The sequence below is a fragment of the Kluyvera sichuanensis genome (assembly GCF_040930405.1).
Lineage (GTDB): Bacteria > Pseudomonadota > Gammaproteobacteria > Enterobacterales > Enterobacteriaceae > Kluyvera > Kluyvera sichuanensis.
Map to the genome: position 1 here is coordinate 4,580,296 of NZ_CP162271.1, position 16,019 is coordinate 4,596,314.

Genomic DNA, 16,019 nt, shown 5'->3' on the forward strand with positions numbered 1-16,019 from the left:
ACGTGAACGTCTCGTCCGGGCGACAAACAAACGCCCGCAGGTCGCTGCGGGCGGGATAGGTTTACAACGTATCTGCCGGTGGAATACCGAAGTCGGGCATGCCATCCTCTTTCCAGCGCACCGTTTTCAGGCGCGTATGGCGATTCGGGTCATACAGCGGGTCACCTTCAATTTCCGTGTAGTTCCTCGCGTGATAGACCAGCACATCTTCGCCCTCAGGGGTCTGCGTAAAGCTGTTATGCCCCGGCCCATACTGACGATTTTCATAGCTGGTGGTAAACACCGGCTGCGGTGATTTGTGCCAGTTGGCGGGCTGCGTCATATCGGCGTCTTTATCAATCCACAGCAGCCCCATGCAGTAGTTTTCGTCGGTGGCGCTGGCGGAGTAGCTGATAAACAGACGGTTACCGTGCGTCACCACGGCGGGCCCTTCATTGACCAGAAAACCTCGACACTCCCAGTCGAACTCCGGTTTGCTGAGCAGCACTGGCTCGCCCTTAATCGTCCACGGGTTTTCCAGCTCGGCCAGATACAGGTTGGAGTTACCGGCAATATCCGGCGATTTCTGCGCCCAGAGATACCACCGTTTTCCCTGATGCTGGAAGGTGGTGGCGTCCAGACAGAAGGTATCGAACGGCGTTTTGACCTGGCCTTTCTCTACCCACGTGCCGGTTAACGGGTCGGCATCGCGACATTCCAGTGCAAACATACGATGCTGGAACATTCCCAGCGCATCCAGCGCCTGTGTGTGGGCCGCCGCAAAGTAGATGTACCATTTACCGTCGATAGCATGCAGTTCGGGAGCCCAGATGAGATTGCTCATCGGGCCGCTTTCCGGTTTACGCCAGACCACAACCGGCGCTGCGGTTCTCAGGCCGTCCAGGCTATTGGCGCGACGGATCTCCAGCCGGTCATACTCTGGCACCGAGGCGATAAAGTAGTACGCCCCCTGGTGATGCAGAATAAACGGGTCGGCGCGTTGTTCAATAAAGGGGTTCGGCCAGTTCTTCATCAGGCTTTCCTTGCGTGTTCAGTGGATTGCAACTCTTGCTGGTATTCATTCAGCTCACGGTAGTTGGTGCGGCGTTTTTCCAGATCTTCCTGAATCTGTTTCATCAGGCTGCGGTCTACTTTCAGCAGGCGGACGACGCCCGCGGTAATCAGATAGCCTACGCCCGGAATGACGGTGAACAGCAGCATAATGCCGTTGATAGTGGTATCGCTTTGCGCTTTGGCACCCGCGTCGTAGCCGTACCAGGAGAGCAGGAAACCCACCATTGCCCCTGCTACTGCCAGGCCGACTTTCAGGAAGAACAGGTTACCGGAGAAGCTGATGCCGGTAATGCGTTTACCGGTTTTCCATTCGCCGTAGTCGTCCACGTCAGCCATCAGCGACCAGTGCAGCGGGGAAGGGATCTGGTGCAGCACGTTCAACAGGAAGTAGAGCACCACAATCAGCGTGGTGGCGTGTGGGTCGAAGAAATAGAAGGCCACGGAGAAAATCGCCAGCGCAATGTTGGTCCAGAAGAAGACCTGCAGTTTGCACCAGCGGTCGGTCAATACTTTCGCCAGCATACTGCCGATCATCATACCGACCACGCCGAGGCTGATGAAAATAGTCGCGAAGTGGGTGCTTTCCCCCATAACCCAGGTGACGTAATACATGGTCGCCGCCATGCGGATAAAGCCGGGGCAGACGTTACACAGCGTCAGCAGCAGAATGCGTACCCACTGGTCGTTTTTCCAGACGTCTTTTAAATCCTGCTTCAGTTCGTCGTTGGTTTGCACTGCAGGGCGTACACGTTCGCGTACGGTGGCAAAGCAGAACAGGAACATGCACATGCCGATAAACGCCAGCACGGTCATTGCCATCTGGTAGCCTTTGGCTTTATCCGCGCCGCCGAACCAATCAGCCATTGGCAGCAGGGTCAGCGACAGCAGCAGCGTGGCAATACCGACCAGAACAAAGCGGTAGGACTGGCAGGCCACGCGCTCTTTCGGATCGTTGGTGATAACGCTTCCCAGAGAGCAGTAAGGAATGTTGATCGCGGTGTAGGTGATGGAGAGCAGGAAGTAGGTAACAAAAGCATAGATAACTTTGCTGCTATAGCTCCATTCCGGCGTAGTGAACATCAGCACGCTGAACAGGGCGTAGGGGAAGGCTATCCACAGCAGCCAGGGACGAAAGCGGCCATATTTACTGCGAGTGCGGTCGGCCATGGCGCCCATGATGGGGTCGGTGACCGCATCAATCACGCGAATGGACAGCAGCAACACGCCCACCAGCGCCGGGGCTAAACCAAAAATATCGGTATAAAAGTAGTTAACGAACAACATGATAGCGCCGAAGATGATGTTGCATCCCGCGTCGCCCATACCATAGCCAATCTTCTCTTTTACTGACAGTTTACTTGTGTTCATCGCCAGGTCTCTCATGGGGAGTATAGAGACGATTATTGGCCGCAGAATGGGGGAACGCTTAGCAGGATAACGTTGTTGATATGGATAATATTGCTGCTATGGGGAAAGTGTGAAGCAGGTAACAGGCCGTGGTAGCGGTTTGCAGCCGCTACCACATGTGGATAATCAGCGAAGATCGGCGGCTGGAACCAGCACGCGGGTTTTGCCGTAGATGATAGTGAGGATCATCGGGACGCTAAAGGCGACGATAATCGCAAACACTTCATAAATGGCTTTCGACTCTGGCCCGCTAAACAGCCCCAGCTCGAAGACGTTGAGCACCGGCAGGAAGCTGTAGGTTTTGACCTCCAGCAGCCCGGTGATTGCCCCGCCCAGCGCCGCGCCGATACAACCGAAGATAAACAGCATCCGGTACTTCAGGTTCACGCCGTACAGCGCCGGTTCAGTGATACCGAAGAAGGCCGAGATAGAGGCGGAGATAGCCAACTGCTTGTCCTTGAGGTTACGGGCAATAAAGATAGCGCCAAACGCTGCGCCGAACTGCCCCATCACTGCGGACATAAACATCGCCATCACCGTATCGTAGCCGTTAACCTGCATGTTAATCAGGGCAATCGGGATGATCCCCCAGTGCACGCCGAAGACCACAAACAGCTGACCAATTCCCGCCAGCAGCGCACCGGACAGCATCGGACTCAGGTTATAGAGCCAGGTGTAGCTGTTAGCGATACCAATACCGACATAGTCAGCAATGGGGCCAATCACGGTGAAGACCACGAAGCCACTGATAATCAACGACAGGCACGGCACGAACACCAGCGCGGCGATTTCTGGCACCCACTTTTTACACCAGCGCTCGACATAGCTGAGGAACCAGACCGCAAAAATCGCCGGGATCACCGCACCGCCGTAGATTTTCAGCGGGAAGGCGAGGTTGAAGATCTCAACGTGGTCCGGCGTGGTTGCGTCGGTCAGCGGGAAGACCATCGCAGCGGTCAGCGCCAGTGCGGTGAAGCGGTTGGTTTTGAACTTATCCGATGCGGTGACGGCAATAAACAGCGGTAGCATCACGAACACGCCGCTGGAAAGGGCGTTAAAGACCACGAACAGCCAGGATTTGGTCGAAATAAGCTCCAGCGTTTGCAGCAGCACGACCAGACCTTTTACCACCCCAACGCCTGCCAGGACGCCGATGTAAGGGGTAAAAATCGCTGAAAGCGTGCTCAGCAGGCGGTTAAACGCGGACGCCTTCTGCTCTTGCTCCTGCTTATGCACCGGGGCGGCACCCTGCGCGCCGGGCATCAGCTCGCTCAACGCCGCAAAGATCTTCTCCACCTTAGGACCAATCACAATCTGGAACTGACTGCCGTTATTGACCAGCTTCACGACCTCGGAAAGCTCATACAGGCTTTTCTCATCGACCTGCGAGTCGTCTTTCAGATTCAGACGCAGGCGAGTTGCGCAGTGGTTTGCGTGTTCGATATTCTCCTGACCGCCAACGGCGGTCAGGATCTGTTGTGCAACGGCTAAATATTGAGTCGCCATAACGAGGCACCTTTATCAGTAGGTAGGGTACAGGCTGTTGTTCAGGCGTAGTCGCCTGGTTTGGTTTTACTTTTTACCGCCACGCCGAAGTCGGTGAAGATGCGCTGCGGCAGGTTATTGCCTTTTGCCTCGGCGATGTGATGCGCGAGGATCTGGAACGGAATCACCATCACCAGCGGCAGTGCGGTTTCCGGCAGCGCAACGTTGAGCGCCAGGGTATGCGGGTCATCGCTTGCCTGCGGGGTGACGGTATAGACGTAGTCGGTATGACGCTGTTCATACTGGCGCAGCAGCACCAGGCGCTCGCGGGCCACGCTCGGCACGTCGAGGAAGAACAGGCGGTGCTGTGGATTAATCTCGAAGTACGGGCCATGCATAAAGACTTCCATCTCAATTCCCTGAGAAGGGACGCGCACCGTTTCGGTAAATTTGGTCGCCATCTCCATGCATACGCCGACCGCCGGGCCGTAGCCAATGCTGGTGAAGCGCGGGGAGGCGGTCAGCTCTGGCTGCCAGCGGGTAAAGAACGTTTCGGTCGCATCAATGATTGATGGGATAGCGTTGACCGCCTCGCGCAGCATCGCCAGCTCCTGCTGCTCACGCGCGTCGTCGATAGCGTCAACGGCGCGAGCGTGGCGCAGCCCCAGCAGCATCAGCGTCAGGATGGTGGCCACGTAGCCTTTGGTCACGTAGCCCACGCGTTCTTCACCGATATCAAGCAGGACAAAGCGGTCAGCCGTTTTTGCCAGCTCGCTCTGGGGCTTGCTGGTCAGGCCGACGGTTTGCACGGCGTACTGCTGTTTCAGCGTTTCCAGCGCGTGCAGCGTTGAGGTGCTTTCACCGCTTTGTGAGACGGCGACAACCGTGCCAATCGCCGGGTTATGTTTTTCAAAATGCTGATAGTGGAACGGTTCTGCGATGGTCAGACGAACCGCGGAGAGGCTTTCCACATAGTATTTTGCACTGACCGCCGCGTTTGCGCTGGAGCCGGTTGCCAGCACCAGCCACTCGCGAGCATCGGTAATGGCCGGAACGTTGTGCGGGTAGTTATCCAGGATATGGGCAAGCGTCGCCTGCTCTTCGTGGATATAGGTCATCATGGTGGGTTTCATTGCGGCCTCTCTTGACTGAAAACTGAAAACGTTTTCAGTAAAATATTATGAGAGAAAATGTATCGTCAATTTTACGTATATTGATTTGTGATGCGGATCTGAATATTTAGTGTTCAGCTGGCCCGCAGGCCAGCCGGGGAACTACGCGGATTCACCGGCGACCAGCACCGGCGTGATGGTGTGGGCTTCTGGCAGCATATCCTGCAGCAGGGTCATCATCTGGCGGATAACCTGTTGACCAATCTCGTCATTTTTATGGTTAACGGTGGTAATGCGCGGAATGAAATATTCACTGCCGGGGAAATACTCGCAGCTGGCAATGGCCACGTCGTCGGGAACGGACAGGCCGTTATCTTTCAGCGCCCGCATCGCGCCCATGGCGACGCGATCGTTAATTGCCAGAATCGCCTGAGGCAGGGGACGTTCAGATTTAATCAGCCGTAGCGCGGCCTCATAGCCATGCTCCGGGTAGAAGTTGGTTTCGATAATCACCGCGCTGTCGCTGGCAATACCGGCGGCATTGAGCGTGCCCAGGAAGGCGTTGACGCGCTGCCCGGTCATGTAGACGTTGGATGAACCGCCGATAAACGCCATCTCGCGATAGCCTTTGTCGAGCAGATGACGGGTGACCATTTGCACGCAGTTGATCTGGTCACGTTCGAGGCAGGTGTAGTCGTAGCGCGCCAGCTTGCGCCCAACCACCAGTACCGGCAGCGAGGCGATAAGCTTCTGTAACCCTTCAAGATAGCTCTCAGGGATTTTCAAATAGTCGATGTTGCCGCCAAGGATAATCACGCCGTCGAGCTGGCTATCGATGATGGTGCTGAAGATCTGATCTTCGGCAATCACCTGCGAGGAGCTGGAGCGTTTGTTTGCCGATTGGGTATCGAAGAGGATGATTTTGTACCCGGCCTGCAGGCAGGCTTTTTCGATTTGCTCAACCAGGGTGGCGAAGTAGGGGTTGGTGATGTCCGAGACGACAACGGCCAGCGTCATGCTTTTGCGCGAAATCATGCTGCGCGCCATCAGATTGGGGCTGAACTGGTGTTCGTCGATGACCTGCTGCACTTTGGCGCGGGTCTTGTCGGATACCCAACTGTTGTTGTTGAGCACGCGGGACACGGTGGCAATAGAGACGTTTGCCAGCTCGGCAATGTCTTTGATCGTGAGGTTTTTTTTCATTAGCCACCCAGGTCCTTTTGTCGACGGTAACGCTGGAATGGTACATCACTTTTGCGCAGGGGAGAACGCTCTGCACCCAATGGGTACAGAGCGTGGACAGGATTAATGTGCTTTCGCGGTTTTGGCGCTTTTCTGTTTGAACATAAAGCCAATACCCAGAATGACGATCCACACCGGAATCAGCCATACCGAGATAGCCATGCCCGGCGTCATCACCATGATGACCAGAACGGCCGCCATGAAGATCAGGCAAATCCAGTTCCCTAACGGGTAGAACAGTGCCGGGAAGCGAGTGGTAACGCCCTGCTGCTGTTTGGCTTTACGGAATTTCATGTGTGCCAGGCTAATCATCGCCCAGTTAATCACCAGCGCGGAGACCACCAGGGCCATCAGCAGGCCGAACGCGGATTCTGGTGCCAGGTAGTTGATCAGCACGCACAGTGCGGTAACCACGGCGGAAACCAGAATGGTGTTCACTGGCACGCCGCGTCTATCAACGCTCAGCAGCGCTTTCGGGGCATTGCCCTGCTGCGCCAGGCCAAAGAGCATGCGGCTGTTGCAGTAGACGCAGCTGTTGTACACGGAGAGCGCAGCGGTCAGGACCACGATGTTCAGGGCATTCGCCACGAACGAGTCGCCCAGTTCATGGAAGATAAGCACGAACGGACTGACGTCTGCGGTGACGCGGGTCCACGGCATCAGAGAGAGCAGTACCGCCAGCGAGCCCACATAGAAAATCAGGATACGGTAGATAACCTGGTTGGTGGCTTTTGGAATGCTCTGCTCTGGGTTATCCGCTTCTGCTGCGGTGATACCTACCAGCTCAAGGCCGCCGAAGGAGAACATGATAATTGCCATCATCATCACCAGCCCCATCCAGCCGTGAGGCAGGAAGCCGCCCTGTTCCCACAGGTTGCGTACGGTAGCCTGCGGGCCAGCGGTGCCGCTAAACAGCAGCCACGCGCCGAACAGGATCATGGCGATAACGGCAACGACTTTAATGATCGCAAACCAGAACTCCATCTCACCGAACACTTTTACGTTGGTCAGGTTGATGGCGTTAATGGCGATAAAGAAGACGGCCGCTGATACCCAGGTAGGGATCTCAGGCCACCAGAACTGGATGTATTTACCGACGGCGGTCAGTTCCGCCATGGCAACCAGTACGTACAGCACCCAGTAGTTCCAGCCCGATGCGAAGCCTGCGAAGTTGCCCCAGTATTTATAGGCAAAGTGGCTAAAGGAGCCTGCAACCGGCTCTTCAACCACCATTTCGCCGAGCTGGCGCATGATCATAAAGGCAATAAAGCCCGCGATAGCGTAACCCAGAATGATACCCGGACCGGCAGACTGGATAACGGAGGCGCTGCCGAGAAACAGGCCTGTGCCGATAGCGCCGCCCAGAGCGATCAGCTGTATATGGCGGTTCTTAAGGCCGCGCTTAAGCTGTGCGCCTTGTTGTTGACCTTCCATTGTGAAACCTCGTGTGTGGTTATTATTGTCACGCTGTCTGCGTATGTACTTAGAAAATTCCGTTTTCTGTATTGTTATGTTTACGAATCGCTTTTCTGAAATAGAGGTAAGACTCTTTCGTCATGTGCAGAATAGTGGTAAGTGCGCCGGAATGCACCTGCTTTATGAAGGGATGATGACGACCTGGGTAAAAAGCCGACAGCTGTCACGAGAGCGTGCAAATATTACATTGCCCACTATATGGGTATTTATCACATAAAAATGAATTTATATTCATTTTATTGGTAATTGAAACGGTTCAGTTTGCGTAATATTGTTTTTATTTAGTTAATTGTACTTCTTTATAGGTAAAGCTGTTTTTTGTGCAAAGTTACATTTCTGAAACATCATTTCTGTAATGTTGTTAAAAAGTGCCGGGTTTACTGATTTCAATCAAAACCTGTATGGACATAAGGTGAATACTTTGTTACTTTAGCGCTACGAACTTGAAATTGGTAAGACCAATTGACTCCGGGCTAATGGCAGAGACAGGGAACAATGGCCTACAGCAAAATCCGCCAACCAAAATTATCCGATGTGATTGAGCAGCAGTTGGAGTTTTTGATTCTTGAGGGGACGTTACGCCCCGGCGAAAAACTTCCACCTGAACGCGAACTGGCAAAACAGTTCGACGTTTCTCGCCCTTCGCTGCGTGAGGCTATCCAGCGCCTCGAAGCCAAAGGGCTCCTGCTTCGTCGCCAGGGCGGCGGGACTTTTGTTCAAAGCAGCCTATGGCAGAGCTTCAGCGACCCGCTGGTTGAGCTTCTGTCCGATCACCCTGAATCCCAATTTGATCTGCTTGAGACCCGTCACGCGCTTGAAGGTATCGCGGCTTATTACGCGGCACTGCGCAGCACTGATGAAGATCGCGTACGCATTCGCGAGCTGCATCAGGCCATCGAACGGGCTCAGCAGTCGGGCGACCTCGACGCTGAATCTGACGCCGTCGTCCAGTATCAAATTGCGGTCACCGAAGCCGCCCACAACGTAGTACTGCTTCATCTGCTACGGTGTATGGAGCCTATGCTGGCGCAAAACGTTCGCCAAAACTTTGAGTTGCTGTATGCCCGCCGGGAGATGCTCCCGCAGGTCAGTAACCACCGTACAAGCATCTTTGATGCGATTATGGCCGGCGAGCCCGAGCAGGCGCGTGAAGCGTCGCACCGCCACCTGGCCTTCATCGAAGAGATTTTGCTGGACAGAAGCCGTGAACAGAGCCGCCGTGAGCGCTCGTTACGCCGTCTCCAGCAGCGAAAGGATTAATATTTTTTCCGGCAGTCGTTTGACCGGAAAATGTGGAAAATGCGCCATTAGAGCGCGGCAACTAAACGCAGAACCTGTCTTATTGTGCTTTCCCACGAAAACACAATGGGACAGGTTCCAGACAAATCAACGTACTAGATAGATAAGGAATAACCCATGTCAGAACGTTTACTCAATGACGTGGATCCGATCGAAACTCGCGACTGGCAACAGGCGATCGAATCGGTCATCCGTGAAGAAGGTGTTGAGCGCGCTCAGTATCTTATCGACCAACTGCTTTCTGAAGCCCGCAAAGGCGGCGTTCAGGTAGCTGCGGGTGCAGGTGCTAGCGGTTACGTCAACACTATTGCCGTTGAAGATGAACCGGAATACCCGGGTAATCTGGAGCTGGAGCGTCGTATTCGTTCTGCTATCCGCTGGAACGCCATCATGACCGTGCTGCGTGCGTCTAAAAAAGACCTCGAGCTGGGCGGCCACATGGCTTCCTTCCAGTCTTCAGCGACCTTCTACGAAGTGTGCTTCAACCACTTCTTCCGTGCGCGCAACGAGCAGGATGGCGGCGACCTGGTTTACTTCCAGGGTCACATCTCTCCGGGCGTATATGCACGTGCGTTCCTGGAAGGTCGTCTGACCGAAGAGCAGATGAACAACTTCCGTCAGGAAGTTCACGGTAAAGGTCTGTCTTCTTACCCGCACCCGAAACTGATGCCAACCTTCTGGCAGTTCCCGACCGTATCTATGGGCCTGGGTCCAATCGGTGCTATCTATCAGGCTAAATTCCTGAAATACCTGGAACACCGTGGTCTGAAAGACACCTCCAAGCAAACCGTTTATGCCTTCCTGGGCGACGGCGAGATGGATGAGCCAGAATCTAAAGGTGCGATCACCATCGCGACCCGTGAAAAACTGGACAACCTGGTCTTCGTTATCAACTGTAACCTGCAGCGCCTTGATGGCCCGGTTACCGGTAATGGCAAGATCATTAACGAACTGGAAGGTATCTTCGCGGGTGCTGGCTGGAACGTTATCAAGGTTATCTGGGGCGGTCGTTGGGATGAGCTGCTGCGTAAAGATACCAGCGGTAAACTGATCCAGCTGATGAACGAAACCGTTGACGGCGACTACCAGACCTTCAAATCCAAAGACGGCGCTTACGTACGTGAGCACTTCTTCGGTAAATATCCAGAAACCGCAGCGCTGGTTGCCGACTGGACTGACGAGCAGATCTGGGCCCTGAACCGTGGTGGTCACGATCCGAAGAAAGTCTTCGCTGCACTGAAAAAAGCGCAGGAAACCAAAGGCAAAGCAACCGTAATCCTCGCCCATACCATTAAAGGTTACGGCATGGGTGACACCGCTGAAGGTAAAAACATCGCTCACCAGGTGAAGAAAATGAACATGGACGGCGTGCGCTATATCCGCGACCGTTTCAACGTTCCTGTCACCGACGAGCAGGTTGAAAAACTGTCTTACATTACCTTCCCGGAAGGTTCTGAAGAGCACACCTATCTGCACGCCCAGCGTGAAAAACTGCACGGCTACCTGCCAAGCCGTCAGCCTAACTTCGATGAGAAGCTGGAGCTGCCGACCCTGGAAGATTTCGGCCCGCTGCTGGAAGAGCAGAATAAAGAGATCTCTACCACTATCGCGTTCGTACGTGCCCTGAACGTGATGCTGAAGAACAAATCCATCAAAGACCGCCTCGTGCCGATCATCGCCGATGAAGCGCGTACCTTTGGTATGGAAGGTCTGTTCCGTCAGATTGGTATCTACAGCCCGAACGGTCAGCAGTACACCCCGCAGGACCGCGAGCAGGTTGCATACTACAAAGAAGACGAGAAAGGCCAGATTCTGCAGGAAGGTATCAACGAACTGGGTGCCGGCGCATCCTGGCTGGCTGCTGCGACCTCTTACAGCACCAACAACCTGCCGATGATTCCGTTCTACATCTACTACTCCATGTTCGGTTTCCAGCGTATCGGTGACCTGTGCTGGCAGGCAGGCGACCAACAGGCTCGCGGCTTCCTGGTAGGGGGTACTTCCGGTCGTACGACGCTGAACGGCGAAGGTCTGCAGCACGAAGATGGTCACAGCCATATTCAGTCTCTGACTATCCCGAACTGTATCTCTTACGATCCATCTTACGCGTACGAAGTTGCGGTCATCATGCACGATGGTCTGGAGCGCATGTACGGTGAGAAACAAGAGAACGTTTACTACTACATCACCACGCTGAACGAAAACTACCACATGCCGGCTATGCCAGCAGGTGCCGAGGAAGGTATCCGTAAAGGTATCTACAAACTCGAAACCATCGAAGGTAGCAAAGGTAAAGTTCAGCTGCTGGGCTCTGGTTCTATCCTGCGTCACGTACGTGAAGCAGCGCAGATCCTGGCGAACGACTACGGCGTTGGCTCCGACGTGTACAGCGTAACTTCCTTCACCGAACTGGCACGTGATGGCCAGGATTGTGAGCGTTGGAACATGCTGCACCCAATGGAAACTCCACGCGTGCCTTACATCGCTCAGGTGATGAACGACGCGCCAGCGGTAGCCTCCACCGACTATATGAAACTGTTTGCTGAGCAGGTTCGTACTTATGTACCGGCTGATGATTACCGTGTACTGGGTACCGACGGCTTTGGCCGCTCTGACAGCCGTGAAAACCTGCGTCACCACTTCGAAGTTGATGCTTCCTACGTGGTAGTAGCGGCACTGGGCGAACTGGCTAAACGTGGCGAAATCGATAAGAAAGTGGTTGCGGAAGCAATTACCAAATTCAATATCGATGCAGAAAAAGTTAACCCGCGTCTGGCGTAAGAGGTAAAAGAACAATGGCTATCGAAATCAATGTACCGGACATCGGGGCTGATGAAGTTGAAATCACCGAGATCCTGGTCAAAGTAGGCGACAAAGTTGAAGCTGAACAGTCGCTGATCACCGTAGAAGGCGACAAAGCCTCTATGGAAGTTCCGTCTCCTCAGGCTGGTATCGTTAAAGAGATCAAAGTCTCTGTTGGCGATAAAACTGAGACCGGCAAACTGATCATGATTTTCGATTCCGCCGACGGTGCAGCAGCAGCTGCACCTGCTAAGGCAGAAGAGAAGAAAGAAGCAGCGCCAGCGGCAGCACCTGCTGCAGCAGCGGCAAAAGACGTACACGTTCCAGATATCGGTGGTGACGAAGTTGAAGTCACTGAGATTCTGGTCAAAGTGGGCGACACCGTAACCGCTGAGCAGTCACTGATCACCGTAGAAGGCGATAAAGCCTCTATGGAAGTTCCGGCACCGTTCGCGGGCACCGTGAAAGAGATCAAAGTGAACACCGGCGACAAAGTGTCTACCGGCTCCCTGATCATGGTCTTCGAAGTGGCGGGCGCAGCGCCAGCAGCCGCTCCGGCACAGGCTGCAGCTCCAGCAGCAGCGGCTCCGGCAGCAGCAGCGGGCGCGAAAGACGTTCACGTTCCGGATATCGGCGGTGACGAAGTTGAAGTGACCGAAGTGATGGTGAAAGTGGGCGACAAAGTTGCCGCTGAGCAGTCACTGATCACCGTAGAAGGCGACAAAGCCTCTATGGAAGTTCCGGCTCCGTTCGCGGGTACCGTGAAAGAAATCAAAATCAGCACTGGTGACAAAGTGTCCACTGGTTCCCTGATTATGGTCTTCGAAGTGGAAGGCGCAGCACCTGCCGCCGCTCCAGCTGCCGCGGCTCCAGCCCCTGCTGCTGCACCGGCTCAGGCTGCTAAACCAGCTGCGGCACCGGCTGCGAAGGCTGAAGGTAAAACCGAGTTCGCTGAGAACGACGCTTACGTTCACGCAACCCCGCTGATTCGTCGCCTGGCGCGCGAATTCGGCGTTAACCTGGCGAAAGTGAAGGGCACGGGTCGTAAAGGCCGTATCCTGCGCGAAGACGTTCAGGCTTACGTGAAAGAAGCCGTTAAACGCGCTGAAGCGGCTCCGGCTGCAGCAGCGACTGGCGGCGGTATCCCGGGCATGCTGCCTTGGCCGAAAGTCGACTTCAGCAAGTTTGGTGAAATCGAAGAAGTGGAACTGGGCCGTATCCAGAAAATCTCTGGTGCTAACCTGAGCCGTAACTGGGTGATGATCCCGCACGTTACTCACTTCGATAAGACCGATATCACCGATCTGGAAGCGTTCCGTAAACAGCAGAACGCCGAAGCTGAAAAACGTAAACTGGACGTGAAATTCACCCCAGTGGTCTTCATCATGAAAGCCGTTGCTGCCGCTCTGGAACAGATGCCGCGCTTCAACAGCTCTCTGTCTGAAGATGGTCAGCGCCTGACCCTGAAGAAATACATCAACATCGGTGTTGCGGTTGATACGCCAAATGGTCTGGTTGTTCCAGTCTTCAAAGACGTGAACAAGAAGAGCATTACCGAGCTGTCCCGTGAACTGACTGTGATCTCTAAGAAAGCGCGTGACGGTAAGCTGACTGCTGGCGAAATGCAGGGCGGTTGCTTCACCATCTCCAGCATCGGCGGCCTGGGTACGACCCACTTCGCGCCGATTGTTAACGCGCCGGAAGTGGCGATCCTCGGTGTCTCCAAGTCCTCTATGGAGCCAGTGTGGAACGGTAAAGAGTTTATGCCGCGTCTGATGATGCCAATTTCTCTTTCCTTCGACCACCGCGTGATCGACGGTGCGGATGGTGCGCGCTTTATCACCATCATTAACAATATGCTGTCCGACATTCGCCGTCTGGTGATGTAATAAAAAAGCCGGCCTGACGGCCGGCTTTTTTCTGGTAACCTCAGGGTGATTTGGGGTTATCAGCAACAAAGGACAAAATCGTTTGCCGTTTGTTGTTTAAAAATTGTTAACAATTTTGTAAAATACACGCGGATAGAACGTCCCGGTGGATGATGGGCGTAATAACTATAACGTCAGACCGCCGGATACAAATGATAGAGGTCATGATGAGTACTGAAATTAAAACTCAGGTCGTGGTACTTGGGGCGGGCCCTGCGGGCTACTCTGCTGCATTCCGTTGCGCTGATTTAGGTCTGGAAACCGTAATCGTAGAACGTTACAGCACCCTCGGTGGTGTTTGTCTGAACGTTGGCTGTATCCCTTCTAAAGCACTGCTGCACGTAGCAAAAGTTATCGAAGAAGCCAAATCACTGGCTGAACACGGTATCGTCTTCGGCGAGCCGAAAACCGATATCGACAAAATTCGTACCTGGAAAGAGAAAGTTATCACTCAGCTGACCGGTGGTCTGGCTGGTATGGCCAAAGGCCGTAAAGTTAAAGTGGTAAACGGTCTGGGTAAATTCACCGGGGCAAACACCCTGGAAGTGGAAGGTGAGAACGGCAAAACCGTGATCAACTTCGACAACGCTATCATCGCGGCGGGTTCCCGTCCGATCGAACTGCCATTCATTCCACATGAAGATCCACGCGTTTGGGACTCCACAGACGCACTGGAACTGAAAGAAGTGCCAAAACGCCTGCTGGTTATGGGCGGCGGTATCATCGGTCTGGAAATGGGTACCGTATACCATGCGCTGGGTTCAGAGATTGACGTGGTTGAAATGTTCGACCAGGTTATCCCGGCAGCAGACAAAGACATCGTTAAAGTCTTCACCAAACGCATCAGCAAGAAATTCAACCTGATGCTGGAAACTAAAGTGACCGCCGTTGAAGCAAAAGAAGACGGTATCTACGTTTCCATGGAAGGCAAAAAAGCCCCTGCAGAAGCACAGCGTTATGACGCCGTGCTGGTGGCTATCGGTCGCGTACCGAACGGTAAAAACCTCGACGCGGGCAAAGCTGGCGTAGAAGTTGACGAGCGTGGCTTCATCCACGTCGACAAACAGCTGCGCACCAACGTGCCGCACATCTTTGCTATCGGCGATATCGTCGGTCAGCCAATGCTGGCGCACAAAGGTGTTCACGAAGGTCACGTTGCCGCAGAAGTTATCGCAGGCCAGAAACACTACTTCGATCCGAAAGTGATTCCATCCATCGCGTATACCGATCCGGAAGTTGCCTGGGTTGGTCTGACCGAGAAAGAAGCGAAAGAGAAAGGCATCAGCTATGAAACCGCCACCTTCCCGTGGGCTGCTTCTGGCCGTGCTATCGCTTCCGACTGCGCAGACGGTATGACCAAACTGATCTTCGACAAAGAATCTCACCGTGTTATCGGTGGTGCGATTGTCGGCACCAACGGCGGCGAGCTGCTGGGTGAAATCGGTCTGGCTATCGAAATGGGCTGTGACGCTGAAGATATCGCGCTGACCATCCACGCTCACCCGACTCTGCATGAGTCTGTTGGCCTGGCGGCAGAAATCTTTGAAGGTAGCATTACCGACCTGCCGAACGCGAAGGCGAAGAAGAAGTAATCTTCTGATCCGTAGCCCGGCCGAGCATAGCGACGCCGGGGAACGCACGGTCCTCCCGGTGTCGGCTAACGCCTCGTCCGGGCTACCATAGAATAAGCGGCTTAACGGCCGCTTTTTTTATGCTTTCTGTCAACGACTTATGTCAAACCGTAGCAAAGATTGCGAAGCGGGTTACAGTTTTCCAGCACTATTGCCGCATTTTCGGCGCTTTCCTCCGTTTTTCCTCCCTCAGACGTGAAACGTTCTGATATAGCTTGCTGCACTTTGAATAATAATCACGGATTAAACTGATAGCAGGCTAACAAATTGGAGTGCAAAAAATGAAAACGTTTCTGACGACGGCGGCCCTGGCGGCCACGCTGGTTTCCGGTATGGCGATGGCGAGTGACGCGACGATCCCGTGGGCGGATAACAGCGGTGGTACGGAAAGCACGCACATTGCCGCGATGGGGCAGGATCTGAATGCACAGCATCAGCAGATTACGAAGACGCAGGAAGGGGTATGGGCCGATAACTCCGGTAGCATCAGCGCTGATGAAGCCGCGTTGACCAGCAGCAAACCGTTGGTGCAGGGTCACCCGGAACTGATGCCGCATCAGGGTTAAGCTAACGGTGTGAAGAGT

11 protein-coding genes are annotated in these 16,019 nt (G+C 54.2%); 5 read left to right on the forward strand and 6 right to left on the reverse strand.

From position 1 onward, the window contains the following. Positions 1 to 61 precede the first annotated feature (61 nt). The 6 genes from AB2B48_RS21835 to aroP form a co-directional block, all read right to left on the reverse strand. Positions 62 to 1,012 (reverse strand): family 43 glycosylhydrolase, encoded by a 951-nt coding sequence (locus AB2B48_RS21835; RefSeq protein WP_368300196.1) that lies wholly within the window; start codon positions 1,010 to 1,012, stop codon positions 62 to 64. After that, the gene (locus AB2B48_RS21840) at positions 1,012 to 2,427 is read right to left on the reverse strand and encodes a glycoside-pentoside-hexuronide (GPH):cation symporter (RefSeq protein WP_185668616.1); all 1,416 of its coding nucleotides are present in this window, start codon (positions 2,425 to 2,427) and stop codon (positions 1,012 to 1,014) included. Before AB2B48_RS21840 ends, AB2B48_RS21835 begins: the two co-directional genes overlap by 1 nt. 159 nt (positions 2,428 to 2,586) lie before the next feature. Beyond that, on the reverse strand, positions 2,587 to 3,966 hold the full coding sequence (locus AB2B48_RS21845) for a PTS transporter subunit EIIC (RefSeq protein WP_368300198.1): 1,380 nt from the start codon (positions 3,964 to 3,966) through the stop codon (positions 2,587 to 2,589). A gap of 41 nt (positions 3,967 to 4,007) precedes the next feature. Next, on the reverse strand, positions 4,008 to 5,078 hold the full coding sequence (locus AB2B48_RS21850; protein ID WP_368300200.1) for an SIS domain-containing protein: 1,071 nt from the start codon (positions 5,076 to 5,078) through the stop codon (positions 4,008 to 4,010). 141 nt (positions 5,079 to 5,219) lie between these two features. Continuing rightward, positions 5,220 to 6,260, reverse strand: a complete 1,041-nt coding sequence (locus tag AB2B48_RS21855) for a LacI family DNA-binding transcriptional regulator (protein ID WP_368300201.1) — start codon at positions 6,258 to 6,260, stop codon at positions 5,220 to 5,222. A 102-nt stretch (positions 6,261 to 6,362) separates the two neighbouring features. Further along, entirely contained in the window at positions 6,363 to 7,733 is a 1,371-nt protein-coding gene (gene aroP, locus AB2B48_RS21860; RefSeq protein ID WP_220440854.1) for an aromatic amino acid transporter AroP, read from the reverse strand. A gap of 537 nt (positions 7,734 to 8,270) precedes the next feature. On the opposite strand from aroP, the gene pdhR reads away from it, so the two are divergent. The 5 genes from pdhR to AB2B48_RS21885 all read left to right on the forward strand — a co-directional run bounded on the left by pdhR (position 8,271) and on the right by AB2B48_RS21885 (position 16,001). After that, positions 8,271 to 9,035 carry a pyruvate dehydrogenase complex transcriptional repressor PdhR gene (gene pdhR, locus AB2B48_RS21865; protein ID WP_185668515.1) on the forward strand — a complete coding sequence of 255 codons (765 nt, stop codon included), beginning with the start codon at positions 8,271 to 8,273 and terminating at the stop codon, positions 9,033 to 9,035. 156 nt (positions 9,036 to 9,191) lie between these two features. Then, the gene (gene aceE / locus AB2B48_RS21870) at positions 9,192 to 11,855 is read left to right on the forward strand and encodes a pyruvate dehydrogenase (acetyl-transferring), homodimeric type (protein ID WP_185668513.1); all 2,664 of its coding nucleotides are present in this window, start codon (positions 9,192 to 9,194) and stop codon (positions 11,853 to 11,855) included. Between the two features lie 14 nt (positions 11,856 to 11,869). After that, a complete protein-coding gene (aceF, locus tag AB2B48_RS21875; protein ID WP_368300203.1) occupies positions 11,870 to 13,765 on the forward strand; it encodes a pyruvate dehydrogenase complex dihydrolipoyllysine-residue acetyltransferase in 1,896 nt (631 codons plus the stop codon). 206 nt (positions 13,766 to 13,971) lie between these two features. Further along, positions 13,972 to 15,396, forward strand: coding sequence for a dihydrolipoyl dehydrogenase (gene lpdA, locus AB2B48_RS21880; RefSeq protein WP_185668615.1), 1,425 nt, complete (start codon positions 13,972 to 13,974; stop codon positions 15,394 to 15,396). 320 nt (positions 15,397 to 15,716) lie between these two features. Then, on the forward strand, positions 15,717 to 16,001 hold the full coding sequence (locus AB2B48_RS21885; RefSeq protein WP_220440852.1) for a hypothetical protein: 285 nt from the start codon (positions 15,717 to 15,719) through the stop codon (positions 15,999 to 16,001). Positions 16,002 to 16,019: the final 18 nt, after the last annotated feature.

Coding starts and splice junctions, on each gene's coding strand:
- AB2B48_RS21855 (WP_368300201.1), bottom strand. CDS start 6,260: ATGAAAAAAAACCTCACGATCAAAGACATTGCCGAGCTGGCAAACGTC.
- aceF (WP_368300203.1), top strand. CDS start 11,870: ATGGCTATCGAAATCAATGTACCGGACATCGGGGCTGATGAAGTTGAA.
- AB2B48_RS21850 (WP_368300200.1), bottom strand. CDS start 5,078: ATGAAACCCACCATGATGACCTATATCCACGAAGAGCAGGCGACGCTT.
- lpdA (WP_185668615.1), top strand. CDS start 13,972: ATGAGTACTGAAATTAAAACTCAGGTCGTGGTACTTGGGGCGGGCCCT.
- AB2B48_RS21835 (WP_368300196.1), bottom strand. CDS start 1,012: ATGAAGAACTGGCCGAACCCCTTTATTGAACAACGCGCCGACCCGTTT.
- aceE (WP_185668513.1), top strand. CDS start 9,192: ATGTCAGAACGTTTACTCAATGACGTGGATCCGATCGAAACTCGCGAC.
- AB2B48_RS21885 (WP_220440852.1), top strand. CDS start 15,717: ATGAAAACGTTTCTGACGACGGCGGCCCTGGCGGCCACGCTGGTTTCC.
- pdhR (WP_185668515.1), top strand. CDS start 8,271: ATGGCCTACAGCAAAATCCGCCAACCAAAATTATCCGATGTGATTGAG.
- AB2B48_RS21845 (WP_368300198.1), bottom strand. CDS start 3,966: ATGGCGACTCAATATTTAGCCGTTGCACAACAGATCCTGACCGCCGTT.
- aroP (WP_220440854.1), bottom strand. CDS start 7,733: ATGGAAGGTCAACAACAAGGCGCACAGCTTAAGCGCGGCCTTAAGAAC.